Source organism: Rhizobium sp. CF142, from assembly GCF_000281145.1.
Taxonomy (GTDB): Bacteria; Pseudomonadota; Alphaproteobacteria; order Rhizobiales; family Rhizobiaceae; genus Rhizobium.
In genome coordinates, this window is sequence record NZ_AJWE01000020.1 from 57,933 (window position 1) to 75,275 (window position 17,343).

Sequence of the window (17,343 nt, forward strand, 5' to 3'; positions counted from 1 at the left end):
CATGTCTCTTTCCGACGATATCCATCTGCTGGCGCAGCTTCCGCTCTTCAAGGACATGAACGACGACCAGTTGCGTCTGATTGCCTTCGGCGCGGACCGCCGTGTGATTGCGGCCGGGCAGATGCTGTTCCGTCAGGGCTCGCCCGCCGAAAGCGCCTATGTGATCACGAGCGGCAGCCTTGAACTCAGCGTGACGGGCTCGGATGGCATGGCGCGAACCGAAGCCATCGCTGACCCTGGTGCATTGATCTCGGAGCTCGCCCTTATAACGCTGGTGGAGCGCAAGTTCACGGCAATTGCCCGCGAAGATACCGGTATCATCCGCATCACGCGGGCGCTGTTCCTTCGCCTGATCGAGGAATATCCCTCGGCGGCGCGCATCATGGAAAACCGTATCCGCGACAGCATTGCCGATCTCGCGGCACAGGCCGCAAGCCAGTTTCACCGTTTCAGCTGACGTTTCAGAGGTTGAGATGTACGGTCACCGGCACATGGTCGGACGGCCGCTCCCAACCGCGTGCTTCCTTCAGCACCTCGATGCGCTGCAGATGCGGACCGAGGTCGGGCGAGGACCAGATATGGTCGAGACGCCGGCCCTTGTCGGCAGCTTCCCAATCCTTCGCGCGGTAGCTCCACCACGTATAGAGCTTCTCATTGGCGGGCACATGCTGGCGCATGAGATCGTGCCAGCCGCCACGCTTCATTACCTCGATGAGCCCGTCGGTTTCGACGGGCGTATGGCTGACGATCTTCAGAAGCTGCTTGTGAGACCAGACGTCATGTTCCAGCGGCGCGATATTGAGATCGCCGACGAGAATGGCTGACGTGTTCGGCTCGGCGCTCGCCTTGAGGTTCTTCATCTCCTCGATGAAATCGAGCTTGTGGCCGAATTTCGGATTGATCGTGCGGTCCGGCTCGTCGCCGCCGGCAGGAACATAGAAATTATGCAGGCGGATGCGCCGGTTGCCGCGCTCGAAGACCGCCGAGATATGGCGCGCATCGCCGACATTGCAGTAATCCTGCCGATGATCCTCGGTTAGCGGCACGCGGGAGGCTATTGCAACCCCATGATAGCCCTTCTGGCCGTGGATGATGATGTGCTCGTAGCCCATGGCGCGCAGCGGTGCCAACGGGAAGAGATCGTTCGTAACCTTGGTTTCCTGCAGGCAGAGGATATCGGGCCTGTGCTTCAGCACGAGCTGCTCGACGATCGGCATGCGCAGCCGAACCGAATTGATGTTCCAGGTGGTGATGGAAAAGCTCATGCCATGCCCTTTCAGATCCCTCTGAAAAGGCTTTAGAGCAAAGGTGGCGGCGAGAAAACCGGCCGCAGGCAAAAGCGGCCGGCGATCGACCGAAAAGCGCTACGCATTAGGCTCGAAAATCGGAATCGATCTTCGAGCCTAATGCGTGGATTCGAAAAGTTTGATCGTCCTTTGTGCGCCCAAACTAACGCACGGCATTCTAGTCGCGGTTTGCCGAGGTGCCCTTGATATCCTCATAGGGCACGCGGAAGACGCGCTCGTCGAAGGCAACTCCGGTCTTCACGTTGAAGATCATCACCGACGTGTCCTTGCCCTGGTTGTCGGTGATCGTCCACTGGCGCAGGTCATAGGTTTTCGGGTCGAACATCATCGTGATGGTCGAGCTGCCGAACACCGTATTGTTACCGAGCGAGATCGTCGTCAGATCGGACTCTTGCTTCACACCCTTCACCATGCCGGCGGAAAGGTCGATACGCGGCGCAAGTAGCAGGCTGAGCGGCGTCTTGGAAAGCGGATAGAGATCCCAGGTCTTGAGCTTCACGTTGCCGATCGCGACGTTCCTGCCGTCGGCAATGACGCGCATCGGCGACGGATCGTCATAGTTGAAGCGCAGCTTGCCGGGACGCTCGATGAAGAACTTGCCGCCGGTCTGTTCGCCACGAGGGCCAAACTGCACGAACTCGCCCTGCATGGTGGCGACACCCGAGAAATGATCGGCAATCGCCTGTGCCGTGGCGCTGTTGGCAGCGGGTGCTGCCGCCTGGGCGACCTGGGCAAGAGCGGGAAACGGAACGGCGCTTGCAACGGCGGCAACAGCGAAGACGCCAAGAACGCCACGGCGGGTTACCGGCAGGCCGGAAAATATGGACGCGGAGTTGGTCATGTGAACCTCCTGTATGCGGTCTGCATGCCGCCGAAAGGCGGCGTCTTCAAGGCGCCGCGATCGCCCGGTGAAAGGTAACGGATTACATGCCCCGAGGTTTCCACCGGATGGGCTGCGCCATCAAATATTCTTACCTCAACGGTCGAGGATATCTCCATCCGTCGGCACGAGAATCTCACGTTTGCCGGCATGGTTGGCAGGGCCGATGATGCCTTCTTGCTCCATGCGTTCGATCAGCGATGCCGCACGATTATAGCCGATACCGAGCCTGCGCTGAACATAGGAAGTGGAGGCCTTGCCATCGCGCAGCACGATGGCGACGGCCTGATCGTAGGGATCTTCGGAATCGGCAAGATTTGACGTACCTGCCGGACCGCCACCATAATCGCCGTCCTCGTCGTCATCGGCAGTGATGGCATCGAGATATTGCGGCGAACCTTGCGTCTTCAGGTAGGAGACGATCTCTTCGACCTCAACGTCGGACACAAACGGACCATGGACGCGCTGAATGCGACCGCCGCCTGCCATATAGAGCATGTCACCCATACCGAGCAGTTGTTCGGCACCCTGCTCGCCGAGGATCGTGCGGCTGTCGATCTTCGAGGTTACCTGGAAGGAGATGCGCGTCGGGAAGTTTGCCTTGATAGTGCCGGTGATAACGTCGACCGACGGACGCTGCGTTGCCATGATGACATGGATGCCGGCCGCACGCGCCATCTGGGCGAGACGCTGGACCGCACCTTCGATGTCCTTGCCGGCGACCATCATCAGGTCGGCCATTTCGTCGATGATGACGACGATATAGGGCATCGGCTGCAGATCGAATTCCTCGGTCTCGTAAACCGCTTCGCCAGTCTGCCGGTCGAAGCCGGTCTGCACCGTGCGCGAAATCGTATCGCCCTTGGCAAGCGCCTGCTCGACACGCGTGTTGAAGCCATCGATGTTACGAACACCGATCTTCGACATTTTCTTATAGCGCTCTTCCATCTCGCGGACGGTCCATTTGAGCGCGACGACGGCCTTCTTCGGATCGGTGACGACAGGAGAGAGCAGATGCGGGATGCCGTCATAGACGGAGAGTTCCAACATCTTCGGGTCGATCATGATGAGACGGCACTGTTCCGGTGTCATGCGGTAGAGCAGCGACAGGATCATCGTGTTGATTGCGACGGATTTACCCGAACCGGTCGTACCTGCGACGAGCAGATGCGGCATCTTCGCAAGATCGGCGATGACGGCCTCCCCGCCGATCGTCTTGCCGAGCGCCATTGCGAGCTTCGCCTTGGAGCCTTCGAAGTCGCGTGACCCGATCAGCTCGCGCAGATAAACGGTTTCGCGCGTCTGGTTCGGCAGTTCGATACCAATTGCGTTGCGGCCCGGCACGACTGCGACACGAGCGGCGATCGCACTCATCGAGCGGGCGATGTCGTCAGCAAGGCCGATAACACGGGACGACTTGATGCCGGGCGCCGGCTCCAGTTCGTAGAGCGTGACGACGGGACCGGGGCGAACATGGATGATCTCGCCCTTGACGCCGAAATCTTCCAGCACGCCTTCCAGCATGCGGGCATTCTGTTCCAGCGCATCGGCCGAAAGCGTGGAATCGCGCACGACATTCTTCGGCTCAGCAAGCAGATGCATGGAGGGAAGCTGGAAGCCTTCCGGCCGGATGAACGAACCTTGCGCCTCGCGCTCGACGCGGGCGCCGGGCTTTGGACGGGCGGAGGCAGGAATGACGCGCGGCTCGGGTTTACCGGCCGATTTGGCCGGCGCGCGGATCATCCAATCGTCATCGTCATCATCGGGCAGAATATCGGCCGGACGCCGCGGCATGTCGGTATCGAATGACGGATCGTCGTCCTCGTCCTCATCGTCGTTAAGCGAGATGGAAGGCGCCGAAACGACTCGACGGCTCGAAGCGGCACGCGGCTCCATAGAAGGATCCATGCGCTCGCCGCGCGCTGCGGGCTTGGCGCGCACCGGCTCGTTCAGCGTACCGAATTCGTCATCGTTGAAGTCATAGGGTGATTCGAAATCGCTCTGGCGGCGCTTGCGTGGCCCCATGCCGAAAAGCCGTCGGAAACGCGCCTGGTTCATATACCAGGCGTGCGTCATGGCGCCGCTAAAGGCCATCCAGCGGGACCCATCATCCTCCTCGTCCTCATCACCGACGACACGCACCTTGCTGCGCGTCTCGACATAATCCTCTTCTTCGTTTTCCTCCTCATCGAGTTCGCTGCGACCGACGATGCCGGCTGCAAAGAGCATCATCCACGCGGTCGGGACGGCGAAGATGCAGCCGACGGCGGTGGCGAAAACGCCGGTCGGATAGGCGCCGACGAAGAGTGCGGGAAAACGCAGGATCATGTCGCCGATAACACCGCCGATACCGTTCGGGATCGGCCAGGTGAGCGGTGGCGGGAAACAGCCGATCACGGCGGAGGAAAGTATGGTGCCCACGAGCCAGGCGCCGGCGCGAGCCGGAATACGGCTGATGCGACGGCCGGAAATCAGCGCCAGCGCCCAGGCGACGATCGGCAGCATCGAAACGACGCTTGCGAGCCCCAGGAACTGCATGGCGACGTCGGCAAAGGCAGCACCGCTATAACCGAGTATGTTGGTCGGCAGGTTACCGGTGGCGTAGGAATAGCTGGGATCGGTGACGTTCCATGTCGCAAGCGCCGCGACCGCGAGCGCTAAGACCAGGAAGACCGCAAAGCCGGTGAGGGCCTGGATCTGCCGCAGCATGAATGCCGAGAAGGAGAACCGGTCAGGACGACCATCCATCGCCGGCGACGTGCTTCTTGCCATGTGTCTAACCCGTCCAATGCCTGTGGGCACGCGAATCGCCAATGCTTCGCCGCGCCAAATGCGTCCGCTCCACCTAATCAAAGTAGAGTTAAAGCGATGTTAACCATGCATATGCCGGATCACTAAAAAGAAAAGGGCCCGAACCTGTGAAGGTCCGGGCCAAGAGCGGCTTATGGTTAGATAGGCCGCGACGGGCCGTTCAGCGGCGCCCCTGTGCCGGGCGCCGCAAACCCTGTGATCAAGCGTGGTAGGCGGCTTCGCCGTGCGTTGCGAGGTCGAGACCTTCGCGCTCGGCTTCGACCGAAACGCGCAGGCCGATGATGACATCGACGATCTTATAGAGGATCGCCGAGCCGATGCCCGACCACAGCAGCGTCGTGAGCACGCCCTTGGCCTGGGCCAGGACCTGCGTTGCCGTGCCAGCATAGGAGGCAGCGAAATCGGCCGTCGAGTAGTCGACGATACCGGCGCCGCCGAGGGCCGGGTTGACGAGGATGCCGGTGCCGAGAGCGCCGATGATGCCGCCGATGCAATGGACACCGAAGACGTCGAGGCTGTCGTCATAATTGAACTTGTTCTTCACGACGTCGACGAAGAAGTAGCAGACCGGCGAGACGATGAGACCGAGAACGATCGAACCCATCGGGCCGGCAAAACCTGCCGCCGGAGTGACGGCGACGAGGCCGGCGACGGCGCCGGAAGCGCCGCCAAGCATGGAAGCCTTGCCGCGAGCGAAGCTTTCGACGATGCACCAGGATACGGCGGCGGCGGCAGTCGCGACGAAGGTGTTGATCATGGCGAGCGATGCATAGGCATTGGCTTCGAGGTTGGAGCCGGCGTTGAAGCCGAACCAGCCGACCCAGAGCAGCGATGCGCCGACCATGGTGAGCGTCATCGAGTGTGGAGCCATGATCTCCTTCTTATAGCCGGTGCGCTTGCCGAGCATGATGGCGCCGACGAGGCCGGCGATGCCGGCATTGATGTGAACGACCGTGCCGCCGGCAAAATCGATTGCACCATAGGAGAAGATCAGGCCGGCCGGCGAGGTGTAGGAGCTCGGACCGCCCCAGAACCAGACCATGTGCGCCATCGGGAAGTAGATGAAGGTGACCCAGAGCACGACGAACAGCATGACAGCCGAGAACTTGATGCGCTCGGCGAATGCGCCGACGATCAGGCCGGGCGTGATGCAGGCGAAGGTCATCTGGAATACGATGAACGTGTATTCAGGGATGGCGACACCCTTCGAGAAGGTCTCGGCCAGCGACGAGGTGTTGACGCCGGCGAGGAACGCCTTGGAGAAGCCGCCGACGAAGCTGTTCAGCGAGCCACCATCGGTGAAGGCGAGCGAATAGCCGTATGTCACCCAGATCAGCGCCACGACGGCAGTGATCATGAATACCTGCATCAGAACGGAGAGCATGTTCTTCGCACGCACGAGGCCGCCGTAGAAAAGCGCAAGGCCCGGGATCGTCATCAGGAGGACGAGCGCCGAGGAGACGAGCATCCAGGTATTGTCACCCTTGTCCATGGTGAACGCAGGCGCAGCGGCGGCTGCAGCGGCCGGGGCGGCTTCCTGCGCGAAAGCGACGGCTGGCGCCAGGAGAGCGGCCGAAAGGGCGCCTACCCGTGCGATGTTGGAGGAAAACTTCGAAATTGACATTGGAAATGGCTCCTTGATCTGCCGTTCTTTACAGCGCTTCTGAATCGGTCTCGCCCGTACGGATGCGCACGGCATGGTCGATCGAGTAGACGAAGATTTTGCCGTCACCGATCTGGCCGGTCTTGGCAGATGCTGCGATGGCCTCTACCGCCTTGTCGACGATTTCGGATGCGACCGCGATTTCGATCTTGAGCTTCGGCAGGAAGCTGACCGCATATTCAGTGCCGCGATAGATTTCAGTGTGCCCCTTCTGGCGACCGTAGCCCTTCACTTCGGTCACAGTCAGGCCCTGAATGCCGATCGCCGTGAGGGCTTCGCGGACCTCATCGAGCTTGAACGGCTTGATAATGGCCATCACAATTTTCATCTGGTTTCCCATCCTTCGTTATCCTCGGCGCGGAGCCGACTCTCCTTGCCGCTGACGGTTTCTTGACCAGCGACCGGCGATAGACATTCAAAGGACGTGCCAGATTCGTGACAGCCTATAAGCTATTGAAATATAAAGATTATAATTAAAGGCGCCAATAAACAGGCAAATGATGGGCCAATAAGCGCACAAATAATGCGCAAATTTACAAATATGCATATTATTTATTCATTTGCCTTTTTCCGAATCAGGCCCTCCTGCGCCACCGACGCGATCAGGACACCGGATCGGGTAAAAAGGCTACCGCGAGTCAATCCCCGGGCGCCCGAAGCCGACGGACTGTCCTGTGTATAGAGCAGCCAGTCATCAAGCTTGTCGGGACGGTGGAACCACATGGCATGGTCGAGGCTTGCAACCTGCAGGTTCTGGTCGAAAATGGACGTTCCGTGGGCATGCAGCGATGCATCAAGCAGCGTCATGTCCGAGAGATAGGCAAGCACGGCAGCCTGATAGAGCCTGCTGTCCGGCACGGGACCGGTAGCACGAACCCAGACATCCTGCCGCGGTTCGAGCTTCTCACTCGTAAAATAGTGCTTGAGCGAGACGGGCCGGATTTCGATCGGCCTTTCGCGCTCCCAGTATTTGCGCACCGCCGCCGGAGCATGAGCGAGATACTGTTCCTTGATCTGTTGTTCGCCGAGCAGCGTTTCCGGCATCGGTACCGGTGGCATGGGAATCTGATGATCGAAGCCCGGCTCCTCGATCTGGAACGAGGCCGACAGTGCGAAGATCGCCTTGCCGTGCTGGATCGCGACGGCCCGGCGCGTGTTGAAGCTCGACCCGTCGCGGATACGCTCGACCTGATAGATGATCGGCACGGAGGGATCGCCGGGACGCATGAAATAGGCGTGCAGCGAGTGAATGAACCGCTCGCCTTCCACAGTGCGCTGCGCCGCCATCAGCGCCTGGGCGATCACCTGCCCGCCGAACACACGCTGCCAGCCGACCTGCGGACTGCGGCCACGAAAGATATCGACCTCGATCGGCTCGATATCGAGCGTTGAAATCAATGTTTCCATGGCAGTGGGCTTGCCAGTTTGTTCCGTCATTTGTTCGGCTCCCGGCGGTAGGAAGTGGTAACTTGATGATCTATATAGATCGCATCTGATCGTAGAAAGTAACAGGAGCGGACGATGCTGGACATGCTGGTTGTAGGCGGAGGTTATGTCGGCCTGTCCGTGGCCGTGGCGGTCAAGCAGGCAGCACCGCATCTCAATATCGCCGTCGTCGAGGCGGCACCCGAGCATGCCTGGAAAAAGGATATGCGCGCCTCCGCCATCATTGCGGCCGCGACGAAGATGCTCGAAGTCTTCGGCATCTGGGACGAGATCGAGCCCGAGGCACAGCCGATCACCAAGATGATCGTGACCGATTCCAGGATGTCCGATCCTGTCCGCCCGATCTTCCTGACCTTCGACGGCGAAGTCGCCGATGGCCGCCCGTTTGCCCACATGATCCCAAATGTCGTCATGGTCGGCGCGCTGCGCGGCGCCTGCGAGCGGCTCGGCATCGAAATCCGCCATGGCTTGAGCGCCACCGGCTTGAAGACGGGTGATACCGATATCGAGATCAGCCTGTCCGACGGCAGCACGCTGCAATCGCGCCTGCTGGTTGCCTGCGATGGCGTGCGCTCCAGACTGCGCGATTTTGCAGGGATCAAGACTGTCACTTGGGATTACGGTCAGTCCGGCATCGTCACGACCGTCGAGCACGAGCGCCCGCACCACGGCTGCGCCGAAGAACATTTCCTTCCATCCGGCCCCTTCGCCATCCTGCCGCTGCGCAACAACCGGTCATCTCTGGTCTGGACCGAACGGACGAACGATGCCAATAGGCTCGTCGCCGCCGATGATCTGGTTTTCGAGGAGGAACTTGAACGCCGCTTCGGCCACAAACTCGGCGCTCTCAAGGTGGTTGGCGACAAGCGCGCCTTCCCGCTCAGCCTCACACTCGCCCGCTCCTTCGTCGCGCCGCGCTTTGCGCTTGCCGGTGATGCCGCACACGGCATCCATCCGATTTCCGGCCAGGGCCTCAATCTCGGCTTCAAGGATGTGGCCGCCCTCGCCGAAACCATCGTGGACGCCGATCGCCTTGGGCTCGATATCGGCGCCATCAATATTCTGGAGCGCTACCAGAGCTGGCGCCGTTTCGACACTTTCCGCATGGGCGTCACGACAGATGTGCTGAACCGGCTGTTTTCCAATGACATGGCGCCGATCCGCATCGCCCGCGACTTTGGCCTCGGCATCGTCGATCGCCTGCCCGGCCTGAAATCCTTCTTCATCGGCCAGGCGGCAGGAACGACCGCCAAGGACAATCCGCGGCTGCTGTCGGGGGAAACGATCTGAAATTACTCTTCAGTCTTCGAGTGTGCGCGCTTCCGAGACGAGCATGATCGGAATGCCGTCCCTGATCGGATAGGCAAGACGCGCCTTTTCCGAAACCAACTCGTTGTGCTCGCGGTCATAGGAAAGCCGTCCCTTGGTAAGCGGGCAGACAAGAAGTTCAAGAAGCTTGGGATCGACCCGGCTCAGTTTTTCGTCCATCGCGCCCTCTACTGCAGCACGGTATCGGAATCGCCGAAAACGCGGGCAAGCACGATTTCGGTGATGGCGATCAGCGTTTCCGCCCTCGTCTTGAGATCGGGCGCTTCGAGCAGCGCCTGTTTTTCGGCCGGGCCGAAAGGCGACATCATCGCGAGCGAATTGACGAGGGTGAGGTTGCTCGCCCGCTCCACGCTCTCCCAGTCCGCCTCGAGCTTGTTGGCATCAAGATAGGCCTTGAAAGCCGTCAGCAGCGCGCTGCGGTCAACGGCATCTTCTTCGTTCTCGGCGGAGAGATCTGATATGAACGGCGCGATGCGAAAGCTGCGGAATGGTTGGCCATGCGATCTCTCTTCCAGTAGCCGGAAGCGGCACACGCCCGTGAGCGAGACGATATAACGCCCGTCACCGGTTTCGGCATAGGAGGTAATCCGGCCGAGGCAGCCGACAGCCGCAAGCTCGGGGGCATGCGTCTTGTCTTCATGCTCGCCGTGTGCCGGCTGCACCATGCCGATCAGACGGTTTCCGGTCAGTGCGGCATCGAACATCGCAAGATAACGCGGCTCGAAGATATTGAGCGGCAGCTGCCCGGCAGGCAGGAGAAGCGCACCTGTCAAGGGAAAAACTGCAATTTCATCCGGTAGATCGCCGGGCTTCAGATATCTCGCATTGCCGACTTGCATGAAGACTAGTCCCGCGCTCTCTCGGCGCGCGCATCTGCGGCGCCCGTCCTCACGAGAAATGTGGTGTCCTTGTGTAAAAACGCAAGGGCGGATGCGGCAAACTCAGGAAAACAGGATGGATGAAAGCTTGCGGCGGGCCGAAACCGTCGCCGGATCCTTGAAACCCCAAACCTCGAAGAACTGCAGAAGCTGGCGACGCGCACCATCATCGTCGAAGGCGCGGTCCTTGCGCATGATGGTGAGCAGGTGCTCGGCCGCCTCATCGCGCCTGCCCTCGACATTGAGGATCTTGGCGAGTTTCAGGCGGGCTTCATGGTGATCGGGGTTCAATGCCAGCTCGCGCTCCAGGGCGACGGGATCGCCGAGCTTGCGGGCTTCTTCGATCTGGTCGAGCTTCTTCAGCACCGCTTGGATGCCGGCATCCTTGCCAAGCTCTTCCGGCAGCTCGCTCAGCATCTGGCGGGCCTCGCCATGCTGGTCGGCTGCGATCAGGCATTCGGCCATGCCGGCAAGCGCCTTGGCATTTTCCGGATCGGCCTGCATGACCGCGCCATAAAGCTGGCCCGCTTCGTTGATGTTACCGGCAGCAAGCAGTTCGCCGGCCTGCGCCAGGGCACCTTCGATTTCGGCAGCCTGATCCGCACCCTCAGGACCTGCAAGACGGTCGATGAACTGGCGAACCTGGCTTTCCGGCACCGCGCCCATGAAGCCATCCGCCGGGCGGCCGTTGACGAAGGCGATGACGGCTGGAATGGACTGGATGCCGAGCTGGCCGGCGATCGAGGGATGATCGTCGATGTTCATCTTGACCAGCTTGACGCGGCCTTGACCCTCATTGACGACCTTTTCGAGGACCGGCGTCAGCTGCTTGCACGGGCCACACCATGGCGCCCAGAAATCGACCAGCACCGGCTGGTTGCGCGATTCCTCGAGGACGTCCTTGGTGAAATTCGCCGTCGTCGTGTCCTTGATATAGCCGCCGCCCGCCGCAGGCTGAGGTACCGCGCCATAACTTGCCGTTGCCGACATCTGGTTGCCGAAGGAACCGTTATAAGGATTGTCGCTGCCGCTCATAGGTATCTCCCGCCGCGCCGATCTGCCGGCGTCTCTGATAGCGCTAAAATCGTATGTCAGGACGTCACTTTCAAGACAAGCGGCTTATGCCCAGTCGCCTCCATGAATCGTATCAGATCGGCGCTGGCGATCGAAGTGGTCGCATCGTTGGAAAGCGGATGGCAGTTGATGATGTCATCGTGCATCAGATCCGCATCGAGCACGAAGGTGACATTGTTGCCGGCATCGTTGATCGCGCCGAGCGCGGTAACAGCGCCCGGAATGACACCAAGATATTCCATGAGCTTCTCGGGTTTGCCGAAAGAGACGCGGCCGGAAGCACCGATAAGAGTATGGACCTGCTTGAGGTCGACGGCGGCATTTTCTTCCACGGTCAGCAGGAAATAACGATCTTTCTTGTCCTTCACGAACAGGTTCTTGGTGTGCCCGCCCGGGATCTCATCCCGCAGCGCCACTGATTCGGCCACCGTGAAGACCGGCGCATGGTCCTTGGTGCTGTGGATAATGCCAAGGCCATCGAGAAAGGCGAGAAGATCCTGGCGAGTCTTGGGCTTGTTTTCGGTCATCGTCATTCCATCAGTCAGAAGAAAGGCAGATTGGACTGTCTGCTTACGTCTACCTCGTGAGCTTGGCAATCTTCAGGGCCGACGCTTTGCCCTGCATTCGCGGCGTTTCCGAAGCCGGTTTTCCACCGCTAGAACTTTTCTTCGTTTTTCCGTCATTTCCCTGTTGCATTTGAAAATCGTTTGGGCGATATAGCGCCCGTCGCCGCAAGGTGGCGCCCACGGTCCGCTACTTACTACCCCGGACCGGTGCGGATTTGAGCGGGTGTAGCTCAGGGGTAGAGCACAACCTTGCCAAGGTTGGGGTCGAGGGTTCGAATCCCTTCGCCCGCTCCAGTTTTCCTTTTGTCCATACCGGTGAAGATGTTGCGTAGCATGTGTGGCGACGCTCTTAGGGCTCTTTTGACGTAGCCAATCGGCCACTTCACACCTTTGATGAGATACTGACGGTGCCCGCGATCTCGCTAACAGCGTCCGCTTTCAGTCAGACGATATTCCTTCGGGTGCCTTCCGATCCCGCGGTCCGGCTGCACCACCACCGCAGATCGATCCTCATAAAACCATCGGTCACGGTTTCCTTCACAACTTTCGGCGCCCGATTGATCCTACTCAATGCAAACGACGGCAGTATCTGGCTAGGTTTCCCCACACCTTGCGCAGGCGGACGAGGTCCGCGTCGTTTTACCTCCTCACGACGCATGGTGAACGCCTATTGCCGAGCGCAGTGATGGATTTAAATTAGCAATAGCTAACTCTAATATCTTGAGAGGATATAGCCGGAGTTATATCGACATGCTGGTCAAAGATGTAATGACGACAAAGGTCGTCGGACTATCACCTGACCATAGCGTTCGGCATGCAGCCAAGCTGATGTCCGATCAGCACGTAAGCGGCGTTCCTGTCGTTGACGATGAGGGGCGCTTGCTGGGCGTCATCAGCGAGGGCGATCTGATCCGCCGAACGGAACTGTCAAGCGGCGCATTCGTCCTGAAGGCGGACATGGGAGTTGGCGCCGATGAGAGAGCGAACGCCTTTGTCAAGCGATGCGGCTGGAGAGTGGGTGACGTCATGACGCCCGATCCTGTAACAATCGACGAGGATGCCCCCCTTTCGCGTGTCGCCAGCCTCATGCAGGACCATGGGATCAAGCGCATTCCGGTTCTGCGGGACGGTAAACTGGTCGGCATCGTCAGCCGCGCCGATCTCCTGCAGGTAATTTACTCGGCAAAACCAGACGACACAGCAGCTGGGGACGACGCCATTCGCCGCAGCATTCTTGCTCGGCTCGGTGAAAATACCGGCCTGGAAGGATTGGACGTGTCCGTCACGGTCACTGATGGGATCGTTCATTTTTGGGGCAACGTCGAGACAGCGGCTTGCCGCAGGGCCGCGCGGATTCTGGCGGAGGGCGTCAACGGTGTCCGCGGCGTGGTGGAGCATTTCCCGGAATCTCCTCCTCAATAGTGCCGCAGCATCGACATGAGACTGCACCGGCCTTCATGAAAAGGGCCTCACGAGATTCAGCAATGTCATTTTGATTGGGAGACTCAGATGATTTCGCCCGACACGGCAGTGATGAAAAAAACAGCCTCGGTAGCGTCGCATGGAAAAGCACCGCTCTCTGCCGAGGAACTCCGCCTGATGGATGCTTACTGGCGCGCATCGAACTATCTGTCGGTCGGGCAGATCTACCTGCTCGACAATCCCTTGCTCAAAAAACCCCTCGCACGCGCGCACATCAAGCCGCGGCTGCTCGGCCATTGGGGAACTTCGCCTGGCCTGAACATGCTCTATGTGCACCTTAACAGGGTAATCAGGCGAGACGATCTCAACATGATCTACGTGATCGGCCCCGGCCACGGTGGACCGTCGCTTGTTGCGCATGCCTATCTGGAGGGGACCTACAGCGAATTCTACCCGAATATCGGTCAGGACGAGGAGGGCATGAAACGGCTTTTCAAGCAGTTCAGCTTTCCCGGCGGCATCCCGAGCCACGTCGCTCCCGAAACACCGGGGAGCATCCATGAAGGTGGCGAACTCGGCTACGCACTCAGCCACGCCTATGGTGCAGCCTTCGACAATCCCGATCTGATCGTCGCCTGTGTCGTCGGTGACGGGGAGGCCGAAACCGGCCCCCTCGCCACAGGATGGCATGGCAACAAGTTTCTCAATCCGGCCCGCGACGGATGCGTTCTGCCGATCCTGCATCTCAATGGCTACAAGATCGCCAATCCCTGTTTCCTTGCCCGTATTCCCAGGGAGGAATTGGAGAAGTTCTTCGAGGGCATGGGATATGCGCCTCTCTTCGTCGAAGGCCATGAGCCCGATCAGGTGCAGCAGCAGCTTGCCGCAGCCATGGACACCGCCGTCGCCACGATCAAGACGATCTGGGCGGAAGCGCGGGACAAGGGGAATGTTACCCGTCCGGCTTGGCCGATGATCGTCTTCCGAACACCGAAGGGCTGGACCTGCCCGTCGGAAATCGACGGCAAGAAATGCGAAGACTATTGGCGCTCGCACCAGGTTCCGATGGGCGATATGGACAAACCGGACCATATCAAGGTGCTTCAACACTGGATGAAGACCTACAGACCCGAAGAACTTTTCGACGGCGACGGAAGGCTGCGGGCTGAATTGGCTGCCCTGGCACCGACGGGACATCGCCGGATGAGTGACAATCCGCACGCAAACGGTGGTTTGTTATTACGCGATCTGAAGATGCCGGATTTCCGCGATTATGCCGTCTCGGTGCCCAAACCCGGATCGGTGACCGCAGAATCCGCTCGCGTCATGGGCAAGTTCCTGCGCGACGTGATGAAGCTGAATCTTGGCAACAAGAACTTTCGGCTATTTAGCCCCGACGAGAACAATTCCAACCGTTGGCAGGACGTGCTGGAGGTCACCGATCGTTGCTATATGGCCGAGATCTATCCCGAGGACGACCATCTTTCGCCTGACGGCCGCGTCATGGAGGTCTTAAGCGAGCATCAATGCCAGGGCTGGCTTGAAGGCTATCTGTTGACCGGGCGTCACGGCTTCTTCTCCTGCTACGAGGCGTTCATTCACATCATAGACTCGATGTTCAATCAGCACGCCAAGTGGCTGAAAGTGTGTAACCACATTCCCTGGCGGCGACCGATCGCCTCGCTGAACTACTTCCTGAGTTCGCATGTCTGGAGGCAGGATCACAATGGGTTTTCTCATCAGGATCCGGGCTTCATCGACCATGTTATCAACAAGAAGGCGGAGGTTATCCGCGTCTATCTTCCGCCGGACGCCAATACACTCCTATCCGTTACCGACCACTGTCTGCGCAGCCGCAACTATGTGAACGTGGTTGTGGCCGGCAAGCAGCCCGCGCCTCAATGGCTGACTATGGATGAGGCCATCAAACACTGTGCCGAAGGCCTCGGCATCTGGGAATGGGCCAGCAATGACCGAGGCTCGGAACCGGATGTGGTCATGGCCTGCTGCGGCGATGTGCCGACCCTGGAAACGCTCGCTGCCGTCCAGATGATCCGAGAGCACCTTCCCCAGGTGAAGGTGCGGGTCATCAATGTCGTCAATCTGATGAAGCTGCAGCCGTCGAGCGAACATCCCCACGGGCTTTCGGATCCTGACTTCGATGCGTTCTTCACAAAGGATAAGCCGATCATCTTCGCATTCCACGGATATCCCTGGTTGATCCACCGGCTGACTTATCGGCGAACCAACCATAAAAACCTGCACGTCCGAGGATATAAGGAAGAGGGAACGACCACGACACCGTTCGACATGGTCGTTCTGAACCAGCTCGATCGCTTTCATCTCGTCGAAGACGTCATCGATCGGCTGCCGCAACTTGGCGCGCGCGCGGCCTATTTCAAGCAGGCAATCCGCGGGAGGCTGATTGAACACCGCCAATATATCGAGGCGCATGGTGATGACATGCCTGAGATCAGCAGCTGGACATGGGGTGTCAAGAGCACCGGGAAAGTGAAGGCGGCGACCTCCACGGAAGGGGACAACGCCTAGGCGACGCGTTGCGCGTAAACGATCATACCGGAGGCGTCCGACCAGGGACGCCTCCGGTTGTCCGGCGAAACCATCTGATCTCCTCGGTTACCCTATCATGTCGGAATTACTGTCAACCGATCCCGAATTGAACCGAATGCCGACAGATGAGGACCTCGGTCGACTTCAGTTCACGACATTGCTCTACTACCTGCAATGCACGAATCCGGACAACGGATTGGTCCGCGACAAGACACAGGCAGGCGCACCGGCGAGTATCGCCGCCATCGGTATGGCTCTTGCCACCATCCCCGTCATAGTGGAGCGCGGTATCGTCATTCGCGAGTTTGCCGCCAAGATCGCCCGACGCCGGCTGGAATTCTTGATGTCCTGCCACCAGGGACCGGAACCTGACGCGTCCGGCTACAAGGGCTTCTTCTACCATTTCCTCGACATTGAGACGGGCCGACGAGTCTGGCAGTGCGAGTTGTCGACGATCGATTCGGCTTTCCTGTTCGCCGGTGCTTTGACCGTCGCAGCTTATTTCGATGCAGACACCGAGGATGAGGCGAAGGTTCGCGCACTTGCCAAATCGCTGTACGAGCGCGTGGACTGGAATTGGGCGCGCGACCACGGGGCTACTCTCACCCATGGCTGGCGACCGGAAAGCGGATTCATTCCCTATCGGTGGCGCGGCTATGACGAAGGTCTGCTTCTTTACATTCTCGGACTTGGCTCACCGAGCCACCCTTTGCCGCTGGAAAGCTACACGGCCTATACGGAGAGCTACGAATGGCGGAATATATTCGGTCGTGAACTGCTCTATTCCGGTCCGCTCTTTACGCATCATCTTTCACATATGTGGATCGATTTTCGCGAAATTCGCGACAATTTCATGCGCGAGCATGGCAGCGACTATTTCCAGAACAGCCGGCACGCCACTTTCGTTCAGCAGGAATATGCCATTCGCAATCCGCTGAATTTTAAAGGCTACGGCGAGCATTGCTGGGGTTTCACGGCAAGCGACGGGCCTGGTTGGACCAAACGAAATATAGACGGCATCGACAGGGAGTTCTTCGACTATGTTGCCCGGGGCGCACCCTATGGGCCGGATGATGGGACGGTATCTCCCTGGGTGGTCGTTGCCTCGCTGCCATTTGCGCCGGAAATCGTCATCCCGACCGTGCGAAACTTTGCGCGCATGAAACTTGGCATGACGCGACTTTACGGGTTTAGACCGTCGTTCAACCAGACATATACGACTGGTGACAACAATGACGAATGGTGGGTCAGCCCCTACCATTTCGGGATCGACCAAGGCCCCGTCGTCCTGATGATCGAAAACTACCGAACCGGCCTGCTGTGGAACATTATGCGCCGCTGCGAGCCAGTCGTGGTCGGACTAAGACGAGCGGGGTTTTCAGGCGGCTGGTTATGA

At 59.4% G+C, this 17,343-nt stretch carries 15 protein-coding genes and 1 tRNA gene; 6 read left to right on the forward strand and 10 right to left on the reverse strand.

The annotated features are described in order from the left end of the window. Nucleotide 1 precedes the first annotated feature (1 nt). Nucleotides 2-457, forward strand: coding sequence for a cyclic nucleotide-binding domain-containing protein (locus PMI11_RS06205; RefSeq protein WP_007814584.1), 456 nt, complete (start codon nucleotides 2-4; stop codon nucleotides 455-457). Nucleotides 458-461: 4 nt separating this feature from the next. On the opposite strand, the gene PMI11_RS06210 is transcribed toward PMI11_RS06205, so the two are convergent. The 6 genes from PMI11_RS06210 to tesB all read right to left on the reverse strand — a co-directional run bounded on the left by PMI11_RS06210 (nucleotide 462) and on the right by tesB (nucleotide 8,098). Then, nucleotides 462-1,265 (reverse strand): exodeoxyribonuclease III, encoded by an 804-nt coding sequence (locus PMI11_RS06210; RefSeq protein ID WP_007814586.1) that lies wholly within the window; start codon nucleotides 1,263-1,265, stop codon nucleotides 462-464. Nucleotides 1,266-1,464: 199 nt separating this feature from the next. Next, the gene (locus PMI11_RS06215; RefSeq protein WP_007814588.1) at nucleotides 1,465-2,148 is read right to left on the reverse strand and encodes an outer membrane lipoprotein carrier protein LolA; all 684 of its coding nucleotides are present in this window, start codon (nucleotides 2,146-2,148) and stop codon (nucleotides 1,465-1,467) included. Nucleotides 2,149-2,283: 135 nt separating this feature from the next. Then, on the reverse strand, nucleotides 2,284-4,959 hold the full coding sequence (locus PMI11_RS06220) for an FtsK/SpoIIIE family DNA translocase (RefSeq protein ID WP_037070796.1): 2,676 nt from the start codon (nucleotides 4,957-4,959) through the stop codon (nucleotides 2,284-2,286). 238 nt (nucleotides 4,960-5,197) lie between these two features. Next, nucleotides 5,198-6,622, reverse strand: coding sequence for an ammonium transporter (locus PMI11_RS06225; RefSeq protein ID WP_007814593.1), 1,425 nt, complete (start codon nucleotides 6,620-6,622; stop codon nucleotides 5,198-5,200). A 28-nt stretch (nucleotides 6,623-6,650) separates the two neighbouring features. Further along, complete coding sequence (locus PMI11_RS06230; protein ID WP_007814595.1) at nucleotides 6,651-7,001, reverse strand: P-II family nitrogen regulator; 351 nt, start codon at nucleotides 6,999-7,001, stop codon at nucleotides 6,651-6,653. A 212-nt stretch (nucleotides 7,002-7,213) separates the two neighbouring features. Continuing rightward, a complete protein-coding gene (tesB, locus tag PMI11_RS06235; protein WP_007814597.1) occupies nucleotides 7,214-8,098 on the reverse strand; it encodes an acyl-CoA thioesterase II in 885 nt (294 codons plus the stop codon). A gap of 84 nt (nucleotides 8,099-8,182) precedes the next feature. Between tesB and PMI11_RS06240 the strand changes: the two genes are divergently transcribed. Continuing rightward, on the forward strand, nucleotides 8,183-9,397 hold the full coding sequence (locus PMI11_RS06240; RefSeq protein WP_007814599.1) for a ubiquinone biosynthesis hydroxylase: 1,215 nt from the start codon (nucleotides 8,183-8,185) through the stop codon (nucleotides 9,395-9,397). Nucleotides 9,398-9,406: 9 nt separating this feature from the next. Here the strand turns inward: PMI11_RS06240 and PMI11_RS06245 are convergent, their stop codons facing one another. The 4 genes from PMI11_RS06245 to PMI11_RS06260 all read right to left on the reverse strand — a co-directional run bounded on the left by PMI11_RS06245 (nucleotide 9,407) and on the right by PMI11_RS06260 (nucleotide 11,915). After that, nucleotides 9,407-9,595 (reverse strand): Trm112 family protein, encoded by a 189-nt coding sequence (locus PMI11_RS06245; protein WP_007814601.1) that lies wholly within the window; start codon nucleotides 9,593-9,595, stop codon nucleotides 9,407-9,409. Nucleotides 9,596-9,603: 8 nt separating this feature from the next. After that, on the reverse strand, nucleotides 9,604-10,275 hold the full coding sequence (locus PMI11_RS06250) for an LON peptidase substrate-binding domain-containing protein (RefSeq protein ID WP_007814604.1): 672 nt from the start codon (nucleotides 10,273-10,275) through the stop codon (nucleotides 9,604-9,606). A gap of 102 nt (nucleotides 10,276-10,377) precedes the next feature. Then, a complete protein-coding gene (trxA, locus tag PMI11_RS06255) occupies nucleotides 10,378-11,349 on the reverse strand; it encodes a thioredoxin (RefSeq protein ID WP_007814606.1) in 972 nt (323 codons plus the stop codon). A gap of 56 nt (nucleotides 11,350-11,405) precedes the next feature. Continuing rightward, nucleotides 11,406-11,915 carry a prolyl-tRNA synthetase associated domain-containing protein gene (locus tag PMI11_RS06260; RefSeq protein ID WP_007814608.1) on the reverse strand — a complete coding sequence of 170 codons (510 nt, stop codon included), beginning with the start codon at nucleotides 11,913-11,915 and terminating at the stop codon, nucleotides 11,406-11,408. Nucleotides 11,916-12,173: 258 nt separating this feature from the next. On the opposite strand from PMI11_RS06260, the gene PMI11_RS06265 reads away from it, so the two are divergent. The 4 genes from PMI11_RS06265 to PMI11_RS06280 all read left to right on the forward strand — a co-directional run bounded on the left by PMI11_RS06265 (nucleotide 12,174) and on the right by PMI11_RS06280 (nucleotide 17,343). Next, nucleotides 12,174-12,248 (forward strand) — tRNA-Gly (locus PMI11_RS06265). Nucleotides 12,249-12,704: 456 nt separating this feature from the next. Further along, nucleotides 12,705-13,376, forward strand: a complete 672-nt coding sequence (locus PMI11_RS06270; RefSeq protein ID WP_007814610.1) for a CBS domain-containing protein — start codon at nucleotides 12,705-12,707, stop codon at nucleotides 13,374-13,376. Nucleotides 13,377-13,463: 87 nt separating this feature from the next. After that, nucleotides 13,464-15,926 (forward strand): phosphoketolase family protein, encoded by a 2,463-nt coding sequence (locus PMI11_RS06275; protein WP_007814611.1) that lies wholly within the window; start codon nucleotides 13,464-13,466, stop codon nucleotides 15,924-15,926. A 97-nt stretch (nucleotides 15,927-16,023) separates the two neighbouring features. Further along, nucleotides 16,024-17,343 (forward strand): glucoamylase family protein, encoded by a 1,320-nt coding sequence (locus tag PMI11_RS06280; protein ID WP_007814613.1) that lies wholly within the window; start codon nucleotides 16,024-16,026, stop codon nucleotides 17,341-17,343.